This window comes from Streptomyces sp. NBC_00273 (assembly GCF_036178145.1).
Taxonomy (GTDB): Bacteria; Actinomycetota; Actinomycetes; order Streptomycetales; family Streptomycetaceae; genus Streptomyces.
Window position 1 is genome coordinate 5,919,801 of the sequence record NZ_CP108067.1, and the last position, 21,459, is coordinate 5,941,259.

Sequence of the window (21,459 nt, forward strand, 5' to 3'; positions counted from 1 at the left end):
TGCTCTCCGCCGATGCCACCGAGATTCCTTCCCCCTGCACGTAACCGCGGGGAACACCATCTCACCGCCGGGTGCGGGGCGGTATCCCTCAGGGTCAGTACGCCGAAGGGCGCAGATCCCCTAGGGGTCCCTCCGTGCAACGGGCCAGGGGTCGTTCCTCCCGGCGGAGGACGTGAGCTGCACCGACGTCTCCTTAACTGGAACCTACGCACCACAGGCCGGGGGGTGGGGTTAACCCCCGGGCGGATACGGCGATGGGCACCAGCGCGCCGCGTCCTCGCCCGGCGGAGACTTCATGACGGCGACGAGCACACAGCCGTAGCAGCCGCACACCGAAGCTGACGCATGCAGACGCACGCGTTCGCATGCATCCGAAGAGGGAGAAAGACCGTGACAACGGCTATGACCGAAACCAGGCACGGGGGTACTGGAGGGCATGCAGCCGTCGCGGCCCGGGCACGAAAGGTCGTCAAGGCCTACGGCTCCGGCGAGACGCGCGTCGTCGCCCTCGACGACGTCGACGTGGACATCATGAGCGGCCAGTTCACCGCCATCATGGGTCCGTCCGGCTCCGGCAAGTCCACGCTGATGCACTGCCTCGCCGGTCTCGACACGGTGACCAGCGGCCACATCCACCTGGACGACACCGAGATCACCGGGCTGAAGGACAAGAAGCTCACGCAGCTGCGCCGCGACCGGATCGGCTTCATCTTCCAGGCCTTCAACCTGCTGCCCACGCTCAACGCCCTGGAGAACATCACGCTCCCCATGGACATCGCGGGCCGCAAGCCCGACGCGGAGTGGCTGAACCGGGTCGTGGAGACGGTGGGCCTCGCCGGCCGACTCAAGCACCGCCCGACCGAACTCTCCGGCGGCCAGCAGCAGCGCGTGGCGGTCGCCCGCGCCCTCGCCGCCCGCCCGCAGATCATCTTCGGCGACGAGCCGACCGGAAACCTGGACTCCCGGGCCGGCGCCGAGGTCCTCGGGTTCCTGCGCCGCTCGGTGGACGAGCTCGGCCAGACCATCGTCATGGTCACGCACGACCCGGTGGCCGCCTCCTACGCGGACCGCGTCATCTTCCTGGCCGACGGCCAGATCGTGGACGAGATGTACGGTCCCACCGCCGACCAGGTCCTGGACCGGATGAAGGACTTCGACGCGCGCGGGCGGACTTCATGAGCAACACCGTCCTGAAGACCTCGCGGCGCAACTTCGTCGCCCACAAGGGACGGATGGCGCTCTCCGCCGTCGCGGTCATGCTCTCCGTCGCCTTCGTCTGCGGCACCCTGGTGTTCACCGACACGATGAACACCACCTTCGACAAGCTGTTCGCGGTCACCGGCTCCAACGTCACGGTCAGCCCGAAGGCGGCCGAGGACGGCGAGGAGACCTCGGCCACCGGCAAGCCCGACTCGCTGCCCGCCTCTGCGGTCGAGCAGGTCAGGAAGGCGAACGGGGTCAAGTCCGCCGAGGGCGGCGTCGTCTCGATGGCCGTCACGGTCGTCAACTCCAAGAACGAGAACATGGGCTCGACCACCGGAGCCCCGACCATCGCGGGCAACTGGAGCGACAACGAGCTCAAGTCCATGAAGATCACCTCGGGTCAGGCCCCGCGCGGCCCCACCGAGGTCATGGTCGACGCCGACACCGCGAAGAAGCACCACCTGAAGCTGGGTGACGAGCTGCGCACCATCGCCGTCACCGGCGACCTGCGCGCCAAGATCTCCGGCATCGCCTCCTTCACCGTGACCAACCCGGGCGCGGCGGTCGTCTACTTCGACACCGCCACCGCGCAGCGCGGTCTGCTCGGTTCCACGGACGCCTTCACGCACGTCAACGTGGTCGCCAAGGAGGGGGTGAGCGACGAGCAGCTGAAGCGGGACGTCGCCACCGCCGTCGGCGCGGACACGTACAAGATCCAGACCGCCAAGGAAGCCGCGGACTCCAACCGCAAGGACGTCGGCTCCTTCCTCGACATCATGAAGTACGTGATGCTCGGCTTCGCGGGCATCGCCTTCCTCGTCGGCATCTTCCTCATCTTCAACACGTTCTCGATGCTGGTCGCCCAGCGCACCCGCGAGATCGGCCTGATGCGCGCCATCGGCGCCGACAGCGGCCAGATCCTCAAATCGGTGGTCTTCGAGGCCTTCCTGCTTGGTGTCGTCGGCTCGCTGCTGGGCGTCGGCGCGGGCGTGGGCCTGGCCGTCGGCCTGATGAAGATCATGGGCCAGCTGGGCATGCACCTGTCGACCGACGACCTGACCGTCGCCTGGACCACACCGGCCCTCGGCATCTTCCTCGGCGTCGTCGTCACCATCGTCTCCGCCTTCGTCCCGGCCCGCCGGGCCGGCAAGGTCTCCCCGATGGCGGCCCTGCGCGAGTCGGGCACCCCCGGCGACAAGCAGGCCGGCCGGGTCCGCGCCGCCCTGGGCCTGGTCCTCACCGGGATCGGCGGAGCCGCCCTGTTCCTCTCGGCGTCGGCCGAGGAGGCCGTACCCGGATCGATGTGGCTGGGCACGGGCGTGGTCCTCACCCTCATCGGCTTCATCGTCATCGGCCCGCTGCTCGCCGGCGTCGTCGTACGGGCCCTGTCCGGCGCGGTGCTGCGGCCCTTCGGGCCCGTCGGCCGGCTCGCCGAGCGCAACGCGCTGCGCAACCCGCGCCGTACCGGTGCCACCGCCGCCGCGCTGATGATCGGCCTGGCGCTGGTCGCCTGCCTGTCGGTGGTCGGCTCGTCCATGGTGGCCTCCGCCACCGAGGAGCTCGACAAGACGGTGGGCGCGGACTACATCGTCCAGACCGAGGCCCAGCAGCCGGTCGTACCGCAGGTCGAGGAGGCGCTGCGCGCCGCCAACGGCCTGGACCACGTCACCCCGTACCGGCAGGTGCCGGCCACGGTCACCGCCCCCGACGGGAGCTCCGAGAAGAGCGACCTGGCCGTCACCGACTCGACGTACGCCCAGGACCTGCGGCGCAAGATGGTCACCGGGGAGCAGGCGGCGGCGTTCGGCGAGGGCGCGCTCTCCGTCGGCTCGATCTACGCGGACAAGCACCACGTCAAGGTCGGCGACGAGCTGAAGGTCGACTTCACCGGCGGCCGGACCGCCACGCTGAAGGTCGCCGCGATCACCCTCGACGAGGGCAACATCGACAGGGGATCGATCTACGTCAGCACCGCGACCGCCGCGAAGTTCCTGCCGGCCGACAAGATGCCCCGGCCGATCATGCTGCTGGCCTCGGCGAAGGACGGACAGTCCGACGCGGCCGCGTACACCGCCGTCAAGAAGGCGCTGGCCGACTACCCGCAGTACCAGGTGCAAAACCGGGCCGACTACAAGCAGGCCCTCAAGGACCAGGTCGGCTCCCTGCTGAACATGGTCTACGGGCTGCTCGCCCTCGCGATCATCGTGGCGGTCCTGGGCGTCGTGAACACCCTGGCCCTCTCGGTGGTCGAGCGGACCCGGGAGATCGGCCTGATGCGCGCCATCGGCCTCTCCCGCCGCCAGCTGCGCCGCATGATCCGCCTGGAATCGGTGGTCATCGCCCTCTTCGGCGCCCTGCTGGGCCTCGGGCTGGGCATGGGCTGGGGCGTGACCGCGCAGCAGCTGCTGGAGCTCCAGAACCTGAACGTCCTGGAGATCCCGTGGCCGACGATCATCGGGGTGTTCACCGCCTCGGCCTTCGTAGGCTTGTTCGCCGCACTGGTCCCGGCCTTCCGGGCAGGGCGGATGAACGTACTGAACGCGATCGCGAGCGAGTAACCGGCCCGCGTTCGTTCGGGGGAATGCCGGTCCGGGACCTCGGGGTCCCGGACCGGCGTCGTTTCCGGGATCGCCCCCCGGTCACACCCGCTGCATCAGGACGATGCCGCCCGCCTCACCCACCAGGGTGAACCGCTCGCCGGGGTGGAGCTGGCGGGCGTAGCCGGTCGGGTCCTCGCCGGCCCACTTGGAGGAGTTGTCGATGGTGATCCAGTCGGGGACCACGCCCTTGCTGCCGCCGATCCACAGCACGCGGCACCGCGAGGTCAGCCGGGTCAGCGGGGTGGTGTCGGCCTCCACGGTCGCCCCGTCGGGGATCCGGTCCAGGAGCCGCTCGATCGCCGTGACCCGCTCGGGCTTCTCGTACGTACGGGCTTCGACGAGCTTGGCCGTCGGCATGGCGGTCGCGCTCAGGGCGAGGGCGGCGGCCAGGACGGCGGTCGGCAGCTGCAGGGCGTACGAGCGCAGCCGGGGCCGCTCGCTCCGCCGGACGGTGTCGACGGCGTCGACCAGGGCGAGGGCCACGACGGGCATGAGGACGGCGCTGTAGTGCCAGTCGGTGGACCAGTAGTGGTCGTCCCCGGACAGGAACCGCCAGCCGAGGGTGGGCGCGGCCACCAGGAGCAGCGGAGAGCGCAGTGCGAGCAGCCCGGAGGTGGGGACCAGCACCCAGGCCAAGGTGGTGAGCTTGGTGCCGATGCCGCCGAGCGGACCCGCACCGTCGATCTTGTCCCAGTAGCCGTATCCCGCCGTGGCGAAGGCCGGTATGAAGACGGTGAACACCAGGACGGCGAAGACGCAGGCCGCGGCGGCGACGCCGAGCGCGGTCACGGCGATCCGCCGGTTGGTGTCGCGGGCCCGCCAGGCCACCACCACGGCCAGCGCGGCGAGCGTGAAGCCGAGGTCCTCCTTGACGAGGACCAGCGGCAGCCCCCACAGCAGGGCGGCCCGCCAGCGCCGGGCGAGCACCGCCTCCAGGGCGAAGGCCAGCAGGGGCACGGCGAAGGCGATCTCGTGGAAGTCGAACTCCACGGCCCGCTGGATGCCCCAGGACAGCCCGTACGCGACCCCGACCGCGACCCCGCGGGCCCGGCCGAGGAACCGTACGGCCGCCCTGGTGACGGGCACGGCGGACAGCGCGAACAGCGCCGACTGCACGACCAGCAGGGTCAGGGGCCCGGGGAAGACCCGGTAGACGGGAGCGACGAGCGCGATGATCGGACTGAAGTGGTCCCCGAGGATGTTGGCCCCCGGCCCCTTCAGGTCCGCGACGGGCTCTTGGAGGTGCGCGTACGCGCGGATCGCCTGCTCGAAGATCCCCAGGTCCCAGGAGGCCCAGTCCATCCGCCGGAACCGGCCGACGGACAGGATGAGGTAGACGACGAACAGTCCGGCGGCCACCAGCCAGGGCGGTGCCCACGCGTACCGGTCCGGCTTGGCCACCAGCCAGGGCCGTGCCCACGCGTACCGGTCCGGCTTCGCGGGTGCCGGCACCACCGGCGCCGGGCGGGCTATCGCATCGCTCGTCACGGACTCGTGCTCCTCCGCAGGTAGTGGTCTCCCCGGCGGAAGGCGACACGGCGAGCTCGGACAGGCAGAACAGGAACATCGTAAAGCGGTGCGAGGGGCGTCGTCGTAGGGTGGGAACCCCCGGCCCGTGCGACGTGTCGGGCCCTTCGCGTTGCCCCCGCACCCGCACCGCACACCTTCAGACTCCAGACCTTCACCGGACGGAAAGCCTCTTCATGAGCCTGCACGGACTGCTCGACGCCGTCACCCGTGATGCCGCCCTCGCCGAGGCGGTCACCGCGGCCGGGGACGGCAAGCGCATGCACGTGGACCTGGTCGGCCCCGCCGCCGCGCGGCCCTTCGCGATCGCCGCGCTGGCCCGGCAGACGGGGCGGACCGTGCTGGCGGTCACCGCCACCGGGCGCGAGGCCGAGGACCTGGCCGCCGCGCTGCGTTCCCTGCTGCCCCCCGACGAGGTGGTGGACTACCCCTCCTGGGAGACGCTCCCGCACGAGCGGCTCAGCCCGCGCAGCGACACCATGGGCCGCCGGCTCGCGGTCCTGCGCCGCCTGGTGCACCCGAGCAAGGACGACCCGGCCGCAGGTCCCGTGAGCGTGCTCGTCGCACCCATCCGGTCCGTGCTCCAGCCGCAGGTCAAGGGGCTCGGGGAGCTGGTCCCGGTCAGCCTGCGCCACGGCGGCGGCGCCGACCTCGGCGAGGTCACCGAGGCGCTGGCCGCCGCCGCGTACGCACGGGTCGAGCTCGTCGAGAAGCGCGGGGAGTTCGCCGTGCGCGGCGGCATCCTCGACGTGTTCCCGCCCACCGAGGAACACCCGCTGCGCATCGAGTTCTGGGGCGACGAGGTCGAGGAGATCCGGTACTTCAAGGTCGCCGACCAGCGCTCACTGGAGATCGCCGAGCACGGGCTGTGGGCCCCGCCCTGCCGCGAACTGCTGCTGACCGACGCGGTACGGGAGCGGGCCGCGGCCCTCGCCGAGGCCCACCCCGAGCTCGGCGAGCTGCTGCACAAGATCGCCGAGGGGATCGCCGTGGAGGGCATGGAGTCCCTCGCGCCGGTCCTCGTCGACGAGATGGAACTGCTGATCGACGTGCTGCCCGCCGGGTCGATGGCCGTGGTCTGCGACCCGGAGCGGGTCCGGACCCGGGCCGCCGACCTCGTGGCGACGAGCCAGGAGTTCCTGATGGCCTCCTGGGCGGCCACCGCGGGCGGCGGCGAGGCCCCCATCGACGTCGGCGCGGCCTCGCTCCGCGGGATCGCCGACGTCCGCGACCGGGCCCGCGAGCTGGACATGATGTGGTGGTCGGTGTCCCCCTTCGCCGCCGACGAGAGCGCGGGCGGCAGCGACACCCTCAAGCTCGGCATGCACGCCCCGGAGGCCTACCGCGGCGACACCGCCCGGGCGCTGGCCGACACCAAGGGCTGGATCGCCGACGGCTGGCACACCGTCTACCTCACCGAGGGCCACGGCCCGGCCGCCCGTACCGTCGAGGTGCTCGGCGGCGAGGGCATCGCGGCCCGGCTGGAGCCGGAACTGCGCGCCCTGGAGCCGAGCCTGGTGCACGTCGCCTGCGGCTCGATCGACAACGGCTTCGTCGACCCGGTGCTGCGGCTGGCCGTCCTCACCGAGACCGACCTGACCGGCCAGCGCACCGCCACGAAGGACCTCGGCCGGATGCCGACCCGGCGCCGCAAGACCATCGACCCGCTGACCCTGGAGGCCGGCGACTACATCGTCCACGAGCAGCACGGCGTGGGCCGCTACGTCGAGATGGTCCAGCGCACGGTGCAGGGGGCCACCCGCGAGTACCTGCTGGTGGAGTACGCGCCGGCCAAGCGCGGGCAGCCCGGCGACCGCCTCTACATCCCCACCGACCAGCTGGAGCAGGTCACCAAGTACGTGGGCGGCGAGGCCCCGACGCTGCACCGGCTCGGCGGCGCCGACTGGACCAAGACCAAGGCGCGCGCGAAGAAGGCGGTCAAGGAGATCGCCGCCGACCTCATCAAGCTCTACAGCGCGCGCATGGCGGCCCCCGGCCACACCTTCGGACCGGACACCCCCTGGCAGCGCGAGCTGGAGGACGCCTTCCCGTACGCGGAGACGCCCGACCAGCTCACCACCATCGCCGAGGTCAAGGAGGACATGGAGAAGTCGGTCCCGATGGACCGGTTGATCTGCGGCGACGTCGGCTACGGCAAGACCGAGATCGCTGTGAGAGCCGCGTTCAAAGCGGTCCAGGACGGCAAGCAGGTCGCCGTCCTCGTCCCGACGACCCTGCTCGTGCAGCAGCACTTCGGCACCTTCTCCGAGCGCTACAGCCAGTTCCCGGTCAAGGTGAAGGCGCTCTCGCGCTTCCAGAGCGAGGGCGAGTCCAAGGCCACCCTGGAGGGTCTCCAGGAGGGCTCGGTGGACGTGGTCATCGGTACCCACCGGCTGTTCTCGCAGGAGACGAAGTTCAAGGACCTCGGCCTGGTCATCGTCGACGAGGAGCAGCGCTTCGGCGTGGAGCACAAGGAGCAGCTGAAGAAGCTCCGCGCCAACGTGGACGTGCTCACCATGTCCGCGACCCCGATCCCGCGCACCCTGGAGATGGCGGTGACCGGCATCCGCGAGATGTCGACGATCACCACCCCGCCCGAGGAGCGCCACCCGGTCCTCACCTTCGTCGGCCCGTACGAGGAGAAGCAGATCGGCGCGGCCATCCGCCGCGAGCTGCTGCGCGAGGGCCAGTGCTTCTACATCCACAACCGGGTCGAGTCCATCGACCGGGCGGCCGCCAAGCTGCGCGAGATCGTGCCCGAGGCGCGGATCGCGACGGCCCACGGACAGATGTCGGAGCAGGCCCTGGAGCAGGTGGTCGTCGACTTCTGGGAGAAGAAGTTCGACGTGCTCGTCTCGACCACGATCGTCGAGTCGGGCATCGACATCTCCAACGCCAACACCCTGATCGTGGAGCGCGGCGACAACTTCGGCCTGAGCCAGCTGCACCAGCTGCGCGGCCGCGTCGGGCGCGGCCGCGAGCGCGGGTACGCGTACTTCCTCTACCCGCCGGAGAAGCCGCTGACCGAGACCGCGCACGAGCGGCTCGCGACGATCGCCCAGCACACCGAGATGGGCGCGGGCATGTACGTGGCGATGAAGGACCTGGAGATCCGCGGCGCGGGCAACCTGCTCGGCGGCGAGCAGTCCGGTCACATCGCGGGCGTCGGCTTCGACCTCTACATCCGGATGGTCGGCGAGGCCGTGGCCGACTACCGGGCCGCGGTCGAGGGGCAGGTGGAGGAGGAGCCGCCGCTGGAGGTCAAGATCGAGCTGCCGGTCGACGCGCACGTCCCGCACGACTACGCGCCGGGCGAGCGGCTGCGCCTGCAGGCGTACCGGTCCATCGCCGCCGCCACCTCCGAGGCCGACGTCAAGGCGGTCCGCGAGGAACTCACCGACCGCTACGGCAAGCTGCCGGAGCCGGTGGAGAACCTGCTGCTGGTGGCCGGGCTGCGGATGCTGGCCCGGGCCTGCGGGGTCGGGGACATCACCCTCCAGGGCAACAACGTCCGCTTCGGTCCGGTGGAGCTGCGCGAGTCGCAGGAGCTGCGGCTCAAGCGGCTCTACCCGGGGACGGTGCTCAAGCCCGCCACCTCGCAGGTGCTGGTCCCGCGCCCGAAGGCGGGCAAGATCGGCGGGAAGCCGGTGGTCGGGCGGGAACTGCTGGCCTGGACGGGGGAGTTCCTCGCCACCATCCTCGGCTCGTAGCGGCTGCGGTAGCGACGGGAACGGCCGTGGCCGGGGACCTCACAGGTCCCCGGCCACGGCTGTTCCCGCGTGCGCGGCTCAGCCCAGCTGGTCCGCGTCTATGACGTCCTTGTCGGCCGGGGCCTCGACCTGGACCGGCTTGTCGAAGCCCGAGAAGGAGACCTCGGCCGGCTCCTTGCCGGTGACGCCCGCCTTGAGCAGGTACGGCGTGCCCTCGGTGGCGACCAGCAGGGTCTCGGTGCCCTCGTCGGTCTTCGTGGTCAGGGTGAGGGCCTTCTGGCCGGAGACCGAGGTGACCTCGCCCTTCTCCGCGCCCTTGCTGTCGTCGAACTCCTTGAGCAGCTCGTCCAGGTCGCACAGGGAGGCGAGCTCCTTGGAATCGGCGTCCGAGGCCTTCGACTTCAGCCAGTGGCCCGCCAGCTGCTTGACCGCCCCGTCCGCCTGGTCCTTGGGCAGGTCCTTCATCTGCGAGCGGTAGAAGGGCTCGTCCGCCTTGATGAACACGAACTCGGTGTTGCGGATCAGCTCGAAGGAGCCCTCCTGGCTGGCGATCGTGCCCCGGCAGTCGCCGGTCTTGCTGACGGCCATGTTCAGCTCCATCGGCTTGCCCTCGTCCCAGACCTTGCCGCTGACGGTGAGCGAGGCGGCGCCGCGCAGGGCGTCCACGGACTTGTCCGCCACCTCGGAGCCGGACAGGTCCGCGAACGGGCCGGAGGCGAAGCAACCGGTGAGGCCGAGGGCAGCGGCGCAGGCGAGGGCGGCAGTGGCGGTGAGGCGGTGTGCGGTGCGCATGGGAACTCTCTAGGGCAGCTGGAAGGGGTAAAGGAAGATTAAAGGAGAAGCGGAAGATCGTGTTCCGCTCAAGGGGAGTGCGGCGATCCGGCGGGGTGAAGACGTGTCGATCACAGCAGATTCATGTGAACCGAGTCAACATGGATCACGGAAGTTCTTGAGTTCACGCTGTGAATCGGTCTCTCGGGTGTCAGCGGGTATGCTCCCCGGCATGTCCGAGGAGAACGCCGCAGCAGAGGTCACCGCGGCCGAGGTCGCCCGCCTGGCCGGAGTCGGCCGCGCGGCCGTGAGCAACTGGCGGCGCCGCCACGCCGACTTCCCCAAGCCCGTCGGCGGCACCGAGACCAGCCCCTCCTTCTCGCTGGACGAGGTGGAGCACTGGCTGCGCGCCCAGGGCAAGCTCGCCGAGGTCCCGCTGCGCGAACGCGTCTGGCAGCAGGTCACCGCCCACCCCGGCGGGGCCGTCACCGCACTCGTCAAAGCGGGCGGCGCCCTGCTCGTCGTACGGGACCGGCCCGCCGACTGGCTCGAGCTGACCGCCGTCTCCGACGCGCGCATGTCCACCCTGCTGCGGCCCGTCCTCGACCAGGTGCTCGGCGCACGCCTCGGGCCCGGCCACGCGCTCGCCGAGATCCCGCTGAGCCCGGCCACCATGCCGCTGCTGCGGGCCGCCGCCGAACTCGCCGCCGAACTCGGGGCCCGCCAGGCCTTCGAGTTCCTCCTCGGGCGCCACCTCGACGCCAACCCCCGCCAGTACACGCTCACGCCGGACGGCCTCGCCGGGCTGATGGCCGCCCTCGCCGGGCCCTCAGCCCGTGCCGTCCTCGACCCCGCCTGCGGCACCGGCACCCTGCTGCGGGCCGTCCCCGGCGCCACCGCCCTGTACGCGCAGGACTCCGCGCCCGAACTCGCCGCACTCGCCGCCCTGCGCCTCGCCCTGAACGGAACGCCCCAGGTCCGCGCGGCCGCCGCGGACAGCCTCCGGGCCGACGCCTTCGCCCCGGACACCGTCGACGCCGTGCTCTGCCACCCGCCGTTCAACGAACGCGGCTGGGGCCACGAGGAACTGGCCTACGACCCGCGCTGGGAGTACGGCTTCCCGGCCCGCACCGAATCCGAACTCGCCTGGGTCCAGCACGCCCTGGCCCACGTGCGCGAAGGCGGCACCGCCGTCCTGCTCATGCCGCCCGCCGTCGCCGCCCGCCGCTCCGGCCGCCGCATCCGTGCCGACCTGCTGCGCCGCGGCGCCCTGCGGGCCGTCGTCGCGCTCCCGGCCGGCGCCGCGCCGCCGTACGGGATCCCCCTGCACCTGTGGGTGCTGCGCCGGCCCGCCCCGCACGCGGCGCCCCCGGCCGGGCTGCTGCTCATCGACACCGCGGCGCTCGCCGCCGACACCCCGCTGCGCACGGCATGGCCCGCCGTGCACGGCGCGGTGGAGGACGCCTGGAGCACGTACGACCGCACCGGCTTCCTCGCGCAGGCGCCCGGCGTCAGCCGCGTCGTCCCCGTCATCGAGCTGCTGGACGACGACGTGGACCTCACCCCCGCCCGCCACCTGCCCCCGCCGGCCGCCGGTGGCGGTCCGGCCGAGCTGACCGCCGTACGGGAGAAGCTCGGCGAGACCCTCGGCCGGGCCGCCCGGCTCACCCCGCCGCCCGCGGCGGCGCCCGCCGGGGGCACGGCCCGACCGCCGATGACCACCGTCGGCGAACTCGCCCGCGCCGGAGCCCTGGAGCTGCACACCGGCACCGGAGGCGGGACCGGCTCGGCCCCCGTCCTCACCGAACAGGACGTCTACACCGGGAGCGGCCCCTCCGGCACCCTCGTGCCCACCGCCGACGAGCCCGTGCTCACCGCCCCCGGCGACGTACTCGTCCCCCTCGTCGGCGGCGCGGCCATCGCCCGGGTCGTCGACGACGCCGTCGCCGGCGCGGTACCGGGTCGGGGCCTTGCCCTGCTGCGCCCCGACCCCGAGGCCCTCGACCCGTGGTTCCTGGCCGGATTCCTGCGCGGCACCGCCAACACCCGCCGCGCCAGCAGCCACGCCTCCACCGCCACCCGGCTCGACGTACGCCGGCTCCAGCTGCCCCGGCTGCCCCTGGCACAACAGCAGAGCTACGGGCTCCGCTTCCGCGCGCTCGCCGAGTTCGAGGACGCACTACGGCTGGCGGGGCGGCTCGGCGAACAACTCGTACAGGGTTTCCACGACGGTCTCTCCGACGGCACGGTCACGCCGGAGTGAACGGCCGTGCAGCGAGCGTGCAACGGTTGCGCGCATCCCCTCACCCCTGGCCGGGAACGCTGTATACCCTCAGACCCGAAACTTCTTCCGCACGGCCCGTCAGGAGCAGCGATGCACGGCCCCGGCCTTCCGCCGCAGCACGGCCCCCAGTCCGATCAGGGGGGTGTGATGGCATTGCGCGTGTTGTTCGTGCTGCTGCCCATCCTCAGCTGCGGCTTCCTCGCCTGGGGGTCGTTGCTGCGGCTCGCCCTGGTCACGCGCAAGTCCCGTGACTGGGCGCTGATGGTGACCAGCGCCGTGCTCGCCGTCGTGTGGATGGCGCTCATCCAGGCCGACCCCACGCCCGAAGTCAACGGCTGGCAGAGCGACCTGGGGGCCGGCGGCTCGATCCTCACCGGTTTCGCGATCTGCGTGTACTTCCTCGTCGCCGACATCAAGCACCACGAGGCCAGGCGGTCGGCCTTGACCGCGCAGTGGTACCCGGCGCAGTCCGTTCCGTACGTCCACCCGCAGCCGTCCGGGCCCGCCTACGGGTACCCGCCCGCCACGTCCACCACCCGGCCCTCGACCCCGACGCCGACCCCCGCGCCGACCCCGGCACCTCCGCAGGTGCCGCCGCAGCCGACGCCGCCCCCGCGCATCGGGCAGGTCCGTGCCGAGCTCGACGAGCTCAGCGAGCTGCTGCGCAAGCAGACCCCGCCGGCCGGGGCCCCCCGCCACGACCCCCACCAGACCCCGTTCCAGGACCCGCCGCAGTGACCGACCGGCTCATCGGCGACCGCTACCAGCTCGCGACCGTCCTCGGCCAGGGCGGCATGGGGCAGGTCTGGACCGCCTACGACCGGCGCCTGGACCGCCGCGTCGCCGTCAAACTGCTGCGCCCCGACAAGGTCGCGGGCCCCGGCACGGTCGCCGAGGAGCTGCGCCGCCGCTTCGTGCGCGAGTGCCGGGTCACCGCGCAGGTCGACCACCCCGGCCTGGTCACCGTGCACGACGCGGGCAGCGACGGCGACGAACTCTTCCTCGTCATGGGCTACGTGGAGGGCGCCGACCTCGCCGACCACCTCGCCGAGCACGACCCCTACCCCTGGCAGTGGGCGGTCGCCGTCGTCGCGCAGCTGTGCTCCGTCCTGTCGGCCGTGCACGCGGTGCCGATCGTGCACCGGGACCTGAAGCCGCGCAACGTGATGGTCCGCCCGGACGGCACCGTGCTCGTCCTGGACCTCGGCGTGGCCTCGGTGATGGACACCGACACCACCCGCCTCACCAGCACCGGCTCGCCCATCGGTAGCCCCGCGTACATGGCGCCCGAGCAGGCCATGGGCGGCGCCGTGGGCCCGTACACCGACCTGTACGCCCTCGGCGTGCTGCTGTACGAACTCCTCAGCGGCAACGTCCCCTTCGCCGGATCCACCGCCCTCGGCGTCCTGCACCGCCACCTGTACGAGCCCCCGCTCCCGGTCCGCCAGATGCGCCCGGAGATCCCGCCGGAGCTGGAGAAGCTCCTGCTCCACCTCCTCGCCAAGGACCCGCAGGACCGGCCCTCCTCCGCCCAGGAGGTCTACGAGGCCCTGGCCCCCATGCTTCCCGCCCGCGACAGCCGCACCCCCTCCGGCCCGCTCGACCCGACCCGGCCCTTCCTGCGCCCGCAGGCACCCTGGCCGGACCGGGCCGCGGCCATCCCCCCGCGGCCGAGCACCCCGCCCGCGCCGCCCAAGGCCGACGTGCCCGGCGCCGTGGACGAGGCCCGCAAGCTCCTGGACGAGGGGCGGCTCACCCAGGCCGTGGACATCCTCGGCGGCATCCTCCCGGCGGCGGCCGCCGAGCACGGGGAGCACTCCCCGGTGGTCCGCTCCCTGCGCAAGCAGTACGCCGCCACGCTCATGGACGACGGCCAGTACCGGCGCGCCCTGCCGGAACTGCGCCGCCTCGCCGACGAGTTCCCGGCCGGGGACCCCCAGTCGCTGCGCTTCCGCTACGACTCGGCCCAGTGCCTGGAGCAACTGGGCGAGCCGGCCGCCGCCCTGGCGGAGTACCGCTCGCTGCTCCCGTTCTTCGAGAACCACTACGCCAACCCGGACCCGGGTCTACCGCTGGAGGTCCGCCGCCGGATAGCCCACCTGCTGCTCTCCCTCGGCGACCGCCAGGCGGCCCACGACACCCTGGCCCGGCTGCTGTTCGACGCGGAACGGCTGCACGGCCCGGGCCACCCCTTCCCGGCCGAGATCCGCCGCACCCTGCACTGGCTCAGCCAGGTCCGCTGACCGAGCGGGTGGCGCGCCCCCGCAGGGCCGCGAGCAGCAGGATCCCCAACGCGCCCGCCAGGGCCGCCAACCCCGGGACCAGGCCCGGCGGGCGGAACTCACAGCTCACCCGGGTGGTGCCGGGGGAGAGCGCGACCGCCACCAGGCCCAGGTGGCTGGCGGCCGGGCGGTCGTTGCAGGTCCAGCCGGCGATCGCGGGCACCGAGAGGACCGCCGTGCCGGTCGTGCCCGGCGGGAGCGTGGCGTCGACCTCGGAGGAGCCGACCCGGACCGAGGTCGCGGACGTTGCCCGCAGGTCGGCGACGGCGCCGTCGAGCCGCGTCCGGTCCAGGCAGGACAGGGTCCACCGCGCGGGCGGGGCCGCCTCGAAGACCAGGGCCGAGGACTCCCCGCGGGAGGGGCCCATCGGCTGGAGGGCCGCCCGGTTGCGGGGGGCGTTGCCGTTCAGGCGGAAGGCGGGGCCGTCCGCGAGGCGGGCCGTCGCGTTGTACTCGGGGGCCCACAGGTAGGCCTCCGTGCCCGCGCGGCAGGTGCCGGGTGCGAGCGGGTCCTCGTACACCCGGGCGCCCAGCAGCGCTTCCTGGTTGGCGAAGGGGGAGTCGTCGGCGTAGGAGAGGGGGGCGGCGGGCGGACGGACCGTCACCAGCGGCGGCACCTCGGCGCGGCGGACCGTGCCGTCGGGTTGCAGGCGTGCGCCGACCGCGAAGACGGCGTCCGTGACCGGGTTGTCGATGCTCTGGACGTTGCGCCCGCGCGAGGTCCAGCCCGCCCCGAGCGCGACCATCGTGCGGGTGAACACGTCCGGCGTGTGGCTGCTGTAGTAGGCGCCGCCCTCGCCGCCCAACAGCAGCGGGTCGTTGCCCGTCAGGGCGGGCCGGCTCGGGTCGGTGCGGTACGCGGGCCAGCCCTCGGCACCGGCCAGGGCCTCGGCGCGCGCGGTGTGCGCCGGCCCCCAGGACGGGTAGTCGTCCAGGCCGCCCAGCTTGCCCTTGTGGCCGTAGGCGGTGGTCGCGGCGGCCTGGGCCAGCAGGACCAGCGCGAGCAGTCCGGCCGCCGGCCACGCGGGGCGGCGGTGGCGCAGCGACCACCAGGCCGCACCCGCCAAGGCCAGCCCGCCGGCGAAGAGCGCGTAGCCCGCCGCCGTCACCAGGGGGCTGTCGTGCGCCCACAGCACGGCGGCCGCGAGGACGCCGGCACCCGCGGCCAGCGCCGGCGGCCGGGGCGGGCCCGCGGCCAGCCCGGTCCAGGCGGCGATCACGGCGATGCCGGCCAGCACGAAGGTCTGCCGGTACGGGCTTCCGTTCGGGGTGGCGAACAGGTGCCAGGCCAGATGGGTCGGCGCCCACTGGAGGGAGAGCGCCACGGCCACGGTCAGCCCCGCCCACCACAGCCGGGTGCGCGGGGGGACCGCCCGGTGGAAGGGCAGCGCGGCCACCAGCAGCAGGGTTCCGGTGCCCACGAAGACGGCGGGGGAGGAGAAGGAGTACGTCCCCGGCAGCAGCCGTGCGAACAGGTCCGCCCAGGTCACCGGCCGGAACTCCCTGACCCATCCCGGATAGGCCCGCCCGGAGCTGAGGAAGAGGGGGAGCAGGACGGGTGCCGCGAGCGCGATCCCGAGCAGGGTGGTCCCGGCGCCCCGCGCGATCACCGACAGCCGGCTCCGGACGCCCTCCCGGGTGAGCACCACCCGTACCAGCAGCACCAGCGCCGCACCCAGCGTCGCCATGTAGGCGGTGTAGAAGTTCGCCGTCCAGCAGACCCCGACGACCAGCGGCGCGAGCAGGATCCGGCGCCCGCGCAGGGCCCATTCACCGGTCAGGCACAGCAGGGGGAAGGCGATCAGCCCGTCCAGCCACATCGGGTTGTACGAGGCCTCGATCACCGACCAGCCGCACAGCGCGTACGAGGCCCCGAGCAGCCCGGCCGCCCACCAGGGCCCGCGGCGCTGCGTGCGCAGCAGCCAGGCCATCGCCGCTGCCGCGGCCGACGTCTTGAGCACGGTCACGACGTACACGGCGAGGTCGATGTCCGCGCGCGGGAAGAGACCGACGAGGACGGCGAAGGGGCTGGTCAGGTAGGTGCCCAGGTCCGGTAGGAAGCTCATGCCGTAGCCGGAGCGCCAGTTGAACAGCAGCCCGCCCTCCGCGCGGCCGTGCAGCAGGTCCCACAGCTGCGCGTGGAAGGGGACGAACTGGTTGCCGAGGTCGTTGATGCTGCGGTGGCGCGGTCCGTAGGGGAACACGCGGGCAGCGGCGTCCCCGGCGCACACGGCGACCGTCGTGAGCAGGGCGGCGAAGGCCGAGCCGAGCAGACTCCGGCGGCGCGGCGAGCCGTGCGGTGAGCTGCGCGGTGCGGGAGGCGGCGAGGGACGCGGTGCGGGACGCGGCGAGGGGTGCGGCGAGCGGTGCGTAGTCGACATGGTGGGCCGACCTTGGCAGGGCCGGGTGACCGAAGGGTGGCCTCAGGGTTGCCGGTGGCCGATCCGGGCGGCGCGAGGGGAGCGGGGTCCCCAGAACGGGTGACGGGTGGCGCGCCGGACACGCCGGCGCCCGCCGGCTCGCCTATGAACGGTGCGTGTTCGGTCCGCGCGCGAATCGTTGGTCGAACCGGTGGTCCGGATCACCGTGACCTCATAACATCGATCACCGCACGGCCCTTTGTGCACCGACGCACAATCTCCCGGCCCTGGAGGCTCCTTTGCACCGTCGCACAGCGCTCTCCGTCTCCGCCGCCCTGCTCGTGGCGGCGCCCCTGCTGTCCGCCTGCTCGGGCGAGCCCCGACCCGGCACCGCGGCCGTCGTGGGCGGCGAACGGATCACCACTTCCGCGCTCCAGGCCCAGGTCAACGACGTCCGCGCGGCGCAGAACCGTTCCGGGCAGGCCGCCGCCGAACTCATCGCGAGCACCCCCCACCTGGAGCGGCAGAAGCTCGACGCGCTCCTCCAGAGCCGGATCATCGACAAGATGGCCGACACCGCCGGGCTCGCGGCCACCCAGAAGGACATCGAGGACGAACGCAAGGCGTACGTCGACGAGAACGGCGGCAACGAGCAGTTCGAGGCACTGCTCCTGCAGAAGGGGGCCATGGCTCCCGGCCAGGTCGACCGTTTCCTCCGGGACCGGGTGCTCCTCACCGCGCTCACCGCCAAGTACGGAGCCGGGAAGCTGGAGGAGCCCGCCCGCGCCGCCGTCAAGGCACTGCACATCGAGGTGAACCCGCGCTACGGAGCCTGGGACGCCAAGGAGATCAAGCTCGGCACCGGGGAGACGCCCTGGATCACCCAGCGGACGCGGCCCGAGGCGGCGCCCGCCGGAGCCTGAGGCTCCGGGGTCCCCCCGGGCCGCGGACCGGCGCGCCGGAGGTAGGTTCGGAGGGTGACCGACCACTCCGAACCCACCGCCGCCGCCACCGCTGCCGAGCCCACGGGCCGCATCGTCCTGCTGACCACCAGCCACCGGGTCGCCCCCGGCGTGCTGTCCTGGCCGGCGTGGCAGGTCCTGCACGCCGCGGACCGGGTGCTGTGCGCCGACCCCGACCACCCGCAGCTGCCGTACCTGCGGGAGGCGGGCATCGAGGTCGCGTTCGAGAGCCCGGACGCGCACGCGCTGGTCGACGCCTGCGCGGGCGGCCGTACGGTCGTGGTGCTCCCGGGCGGCGAGGGCGACCAGCGGCTCACCGACGGGCTGGCCCGGCTGGCCGGCTCGGGCCGGGTCTCCATGCCCGACCTGGAACTGCTCCCGGGCTCCTACGACCTGCCGGGCGCGCGCCTGCTCGACCTGGTCCAGGTGATGGACCGGGTCCGGCGCGAGTGCCCGTGGACCTCCCGCCAGACCCACCGGGGCCTGGCCAAGTACGCGATCGAGGAGGCGTACGAGCTGGTCGAGGCCATCGAGGACGGGGACCGGGAGGAGCTGCGCGAGGAGCTCGGCGACGTGCTGCTCCAGGTGGTCTTCCACGCCCGGATCGCCGAGGAGGCCGGCGGGGAGGGCGAGGACGGCGAGGACGCCGTCGAGGCCTTCTCCATCGACGACGTGGCCGGGGCGCTCGTCACCAAGCTGATCCACCGGCACCCGCACGTCTTCGGCGACGCGGAGGCCGAGACCCCGGAGGACGTCAACGCGCACTGGCAGCGCACCAAGGCGGTGGAGAAGCGGCGGGCGTCGGTCACCGACGGGATCCCGGTGGGCCAGCCCGGCCTGGCGCTCGCCGCCAAGCTCGCGGGCCGGGCCCGGACGGGCGGCGTGGCCGTGGAACTGCCCCGCGGCGAGGGCATCGGGTACGAGCTGCTGGAGCTCGCGGCACGCGCCGAGGCGGCGGGGACCGACCCCGAGACCGCGCTGCGCGCGGCGGCCCGCGCCTACCGGGACGCGATCCGGGTGGCCGAGGGCGTGGCGGAGCCGGGCGAGTAGGGGGACCTCCCTTCAGTACGTCCTCGGCGCGCGGGCCGAGGGGTCGTACCAGTGGGGCGTCGGGGGCTCGAGGAACCACTCGCCGAATCCCAGCGGGCGCTCCCCGTACGCGTGGCCCCGGGCCGGCACGGCGTCGTGGAAGAGGCGGCCGGGGCGGGCGCCCAGCTCCTGGAGGAGGTGGGCGGTCTCGTCGATGAACTGCGGCGGACCGCTGAGGTAGACGTCCTGGTCCGGCCACAGCCCCCGGTTGCCCAGCGCGGTCGCCAGCCGGTCGGTGGCCTGGTTGCGGTGGCGCCCGGGGGCGGGCGTGATGTAGGTGACGGCGAGCCAGGCGCAGCTGGCGGCGTACGCGTCGATGAGCGGGCGGTCGTAGAGGTGTGCGCCGTCCCGGGCCACCACGAAGAGCCGTACGTCCTGATCGCAGGGACGCTCCGCGAGATCCTCCAGCAGGGCCCGGATGGGTGCCCAGCCGGTGCCGGCGGCTATCAGGCTGACCGGGCGGTCCTCGCGGCGGAAGGTCAGCTGCCCGCCGGCGGCGCTGAGCCGCAGCACGTCGCCCGGCCGGGTCTCGCGGACCAGGGCGGTGCTCAGACGCCCCCGGTCGACCCGGCTGACGTGCAGGTCGAGGGTGCCGTCGGGGCGGGGGGCGTTGCCGATGGAGTAGGTGCGCCAGGTCGTCGGGACCCGGTCGCTGCTCACGCTCGTGTACTGGCCGGGGAGATAGGGGAAGGGGGCGTGCGGCCGGAGCGTCAGGACGCCTATGTCCGGTCCGTACTGGAGGTGGCGCACGACCTCCGCGTTCCACCACGGCGGGTCCTCGCTCGCGTCGGCGCCGGCCGTCATCGCGTCGGCCATCACCTGGTAGGCCTCGGCCCAGGCCTTCTCGACCGGTGGGGTCCAGGCCGCGCCGGAGGTCTCCGCGAGTGCGGCGAGCAGGCTGGCGCCGACGGCCGCGTAGTGCTCGGGGCGGACCAGGAACTTGCGGTGGTCGCGTCCCAGGTCGCGCAGGTAGGGGCCGAGGGTCTCGTCGTCGAGGCGGGCGATCACGTGGGTGAGCGCGGCGAAGAGCCGGTCCCGCTGGCGTTCCATGTCGTGGAGTGAGTCCGGGAAGAGGGCGCGGACCGCGGGGTTGTGCCAGAAGAGGTGGGAGTAGAAGAACTTGACGGCGTGCTCGGCCCGTCTCTCCACCACCGCGAAACTGCTTTTCAAGATCCTGACATCCACAAAACCGAAAGTAGGAATGCCGGAGAAGTTCAGGTCAAGGGATGGCCGATCTACGGACAGCCGCGACTAACCACCCATATCGGATGAGGGTTCGGCGCCGGGATACGGTCATCAGGTGCACGAGCAGACCTCCGGAACCCCCGCCGAAACCCCCGCGGACACTCCCGCCGACACCTCTTCCGCCGAGGGCCCCACCCTCTTCGACTGGGAGTTCGCGACCGACCCCTACCCGGCGTACGCCTGGCTGCGCGAGCACTCCCCGGTGCACCGCACCAAGCTGCCCAGCGGGGTCGAGGCGTGGCTCGTCACCCGGTACGCCGACGCCCGCCAGGCCCTCGCCGACCAGCGGCTCAGCAAGAATCCGGCGCACCACGCGGAGCCCGCGCACGCCAAGGGCAAGACCGGGATCCCGGGGGAGCGCAAGGCGGAGCTGATGACGCACCTGCTCAACATCGACCCGCCCGACCACACCCGGCTGCGGCGGCTGGTGTCGAAGGCCTTCACCCCGCGCAGGGTCGCCGAGTTCGCTCCGCGGGTGCAGGCGCTCACCGACCACCTGATCGACGGGTTCGCGGGGAGAGGTGAGGCTGATCTCATTCACGAGTTCGCCTTCCCGCTCCCCATCTACGCCATCTGCGAGATGCTCGGGGTACCGCGCGAGGACCAGGACGACTTCCGCGACTGGGCCGGCATGATGATCCGCCACGGCGGCGGTCCGCGCGGTGGGGTGGCCCGGTCGGTCAAGCAGATGCGGACCTACCTCGGTGAACTCATCCACCGCAAAAGGGATGATCTGGGCGACGACCTGATCTCCGACCTGATCCGGGCGAGCGATCACGGTGACCACCTGACGGAGGGCGAGGCCACCGCCATGGCCTTCATCCTGCTTTTCGCCGGTTTCGAGACCACCGTGAACCTCATCGGCAACGGGGTCCACTCCCTCTTCATGAACCCCGGACAGCGCGAGCGCCTCCAGCGCTCCCTCGCCGCGGGGGAGAGCGAACTGCTGGCCACCGGGGTCGAGGAACTGCTGCGCTACGACGGTCCGGTGGAGCTGGCGACCTGGCGGTTCGCCACCGAGCCGCTGACCCTGGGCGGCATGCGGATCGAGGCCGGCGACCCGGTCCTGGTCGTCCTCGCGGCCGCCGACCGGGATCCGGAGCGCTTCGCGGACCCGGACACCCTCGACCTCTCCCGGACCGACAACCAGCACCTCGGATACGGGCACGGCATCCACTACTGCCTGGGTGCGCCGCTCGCCCGGCTCGAAGGACAGACCGCCCTCGCGACTTTGCTGACGCGTCTGCCCGATCTGGAACTAGCCGTTCCATCCCAAGACCTGCGCTGGCGCGGGGGGTTGATCATGCGGGGGCTGCGTACTCTTCCCGTTCGATTCGCGGCTCAAAACACTTGCGCGAAAGCTGATTAAAAGTCAGGTTCAGTCTTGACTTGTGACAATCGTTCGAAGGCCGCTAGGTTCTGCCGTT

Annotated in this window: 13 protein-coding genes; 9 read left to right on the plus strand and 4 right to left on the minus strand. The window is 72.6% G+C overall.

Annotated elements, in window-relative coordinates:
* The first annotated feature begins 402 nt into the window (after positions 1–402).
* Positions 403–1,179 (plus strand): ABC transporter ATP-binding protein, encoded by a 777-nt coding sequence (locus tag OG386_RS26205; RefSeq protein WP_405787456.1) that lies wholly within the window; start codon positions 403–405, stop codon positions 1,177–1,179.
* Positions 1,176–3,761 (plus strand): ABC transporter permease, encoded by a 2,586-nt coding sequence (locus tag OG386_RS26210; RefSeq protein WP_328790157.1) that lies wholly within the window; start codon positions 1,176–1,178, stop codon positions 3,759–3,761. The genes OG386_RS26205 and OG386_RS26210 overlap by 4 nt, the downstream gene beginning before the upstream one ends.
* Positions 3,762–3,842: 81 nt before the next feature.
* On the opposite strand, the gene OG386_RS26215 is transcribed toward OG386_RS26210, so the two are convergent.
* A complete protein-coding gene (locus OG386_RS26215; protein ID WP_405790727.1) occupies positions 3,843–5,105 on the minus strand; it encodes a DUF2079 domain-containing protein in 1,263 nt (420 codons plus the stop codon).
* 401 nt (positions 5,106–5,506) lie between these two features.
* Between OG386_RS26215 and mfd the strand changes: the two genes are divergently transcribed.
* Positions 5,507–9,040: a transcription-repair coupling factor gene (gene mfd / locus OG386_RS26220; protein ID WP_328790158.1), complete on the plus strand. Its 3,534-nt coding sequence runs from the start codon at positions 5,507–5,509 to the stop codon at positions 9,038–9,040.
* 78 nt (positions 9,041–9,118) lie between these two features.
* Here mfd and OG386_RS26225 read toward each other — a convergent pair whose 3' ends face one another.
* Positions 9,119–9,832, minus strand: a complete 714-nt coding sequence (locus OG386_RS26225) for a hypothetical protein (protein WP_328790159.1) — start codon at positions 9,830–9,832, stop codon at positions 9,119–9,121.
* Positions 9,833–10,043: 211 nt separating this feature from the next.
* Between OG386_RS26225 and OG386_RS26230 the strand changes: the two genes are divergently transcribed.
* The 3 genes from OG386_RS26230 to OG386_RS26240 all read left to right on the plus strand — a co-directional run bounded on the left by OG386_RS26230 (position 10,044) and on the right by OG386_RS26240 (position 14,338).
* Positions 10,044–12,074 carry an N-6 DNA methylase gene (locus tag OG386_RS26230; protein WP_328790160.1) on the plus strand — a complete coding sequence of 677 codons (2,031 nt, stop codon included), beginning with the start codon at positions 10,044–10,046 and terminating at the stop codon, positions 12,072–12,074.
* 168 nt (positions 12,075–12,242) lie between these two features.
* Entirely contained in the window at positions 12,243–12,833 is a 591-nt protein-coding gene (locus tag OG386_RS26235) for a hypothetical protein (RefSeq protein WP_328790161.1), read from the plus strand.
* The gene (locus OG386_RS26240; RefSeq protein WP_328790162.1) at positions 12,830–14,338 is read left to right on the plus strand and encodes a serine/threonine-protein kinase; all 1,509 of its coding nucleotides are present in this window, start codon (positions 12,830–12,832) and stop codon (positions 14,336–14,338) included. The genes OG386_RS26235 and OG386_RS26240 overlap by 4 nt, the downstream gene beginning before the upstream one ends.
* Here OG386_RS26240 and OG386_RS26245 read toward each other — a convergent pair.
* The gene (locus OG386_RS26245; RefSeq protein WP_328790163.1) at positions 14,322–16,757 is read right to left on the minus strand and encodes a YfhO family protein; all 2,436 of its coding nucleotides are present in this window, start codon (positions 16,755–16,757) and stop codon (positions 14,322–14,324) included. The two genes, OG386_RS26240 and OG386_RS26245, sit on opposite strands and share 17 nt — an antisense overlap.
* A gap of 278 nt (positions 16,758–17,035) precedes the next feature.
* On the opposite strand from OG386_RS26245, the gene OG386_RS26250 reads away from it, so the two are divergent.
* The gene (locus OG386_RS26250; protein WP_328790164.1) at positions 17,036–17,659 is read left to right on the plus strand and encodes a SurA N-terminal domain-containing protein; all 624 of its coding nucleotides are present in this window, start codon (positions 17,036–17,038) and stop codon (positions 17,657–17,659) included.
* Between the two features lie 54 nt (positions 17,660–17,713).
* The gene (locus OG386_RS26255; protein ID WP_328790165.1) at positions 17,714–18,748 is read left to right on the plus strand and encodes a nucleoside triphosphate pyrophosphohydrolase; all 1,035 of its coding nucleotides are present in this window, start codon (positions 17,714–17,716) and stop codon (positions 18,746–18,748) included.
* Between the two features lie 12 nt (positions 18,749–18,760).
* On the opposite strand, the gene OG386_RS26260 is transcribed toward OG386_RS26255, so the two are convergent.
* Positions 18,761–19,957, minus strand: coding sequence for a globin domain-containing protein (locus OG386_RS26260; protein WP_328790166.1), 1,197 nt, complete (start codon positions 19,955–19,957; stop codon positions 18,761–18,763).
* 130 nt (positions 19,958–20,087) lie between these two features.
* Here OG386_RS26260 and OG386_RS26265 point away from each other — a divergent pair, with 130 nt between their 5' ends.
* The gene (locus OG386_RS26265) at positions 20,088–21,401 is read left to right on the plus strand and encodes a cytochrome P450 family protein (protein ID WP_328790167.1); all 1,314 of its coding nucleotides are present in this window, start codon (positions 20,088–20,090) and stop codon (positions 21,399–21,401) included.
* Positions 21,402–21,459 lie beyond the last annotated feature (58 nt).

Coding starts and splice junctions, on each gene's coding strand:
- OG386_RS26205 (WP_405787456.1), top strand. CDS start 403: ATGACCGAAACCAGGCACGGGGGTACTGGAGGGCATGCAGCCGTCGCG.
- OG386_RS26210 (WP_328790157.1), top strand. CDS start 1,176: ATGAGCAACACCGTCCTGAAGACCTCGCGGCGCAACTTCGTCGCCCAC.
- OG386_RS26245 (WP_328790163.1), bottom strand. CDS start 16,757: ATGTCGACTACGCACCGCTCGCCGCACCCCTCGCCGCGTCCCGCACCG.
- OG386_RS26230 (WP_328790160.1), top strand. CDS start 10,044: ATGTCCGAGGAGAACGCCGCAGCAGAGGTCACCGCGGCCGAGGTCGCC.
- OG386_RS26235 (WP_328790161.1), top strand. CDS start 12,243: ATGGCATTGCGCGTGTTGTTCGTGCTGCTGCCCATCCTCAGCTGCGGC.
- OG386_RS26225 (WP_328790159.1), bottom strand. CDS start 9,832: ATGCGCACCGCACACCGCCTCACCGCCACTGCCGCCCTCGCCTGCGCC.
- OG386_RS26215 (WP_405790727.1), bottom strand. CDS start 5,105: ATGGACTGGGCCTCCTGGGACCTGGGGATCTTCGAGCAGGCGATCCGC.
- mfd (WP_328790158.1), top strand. CDS start 5,507: ATGAGCCTGCACGGACTGCTCGACGCCGTCACCCGTGATGCCGCCCTC.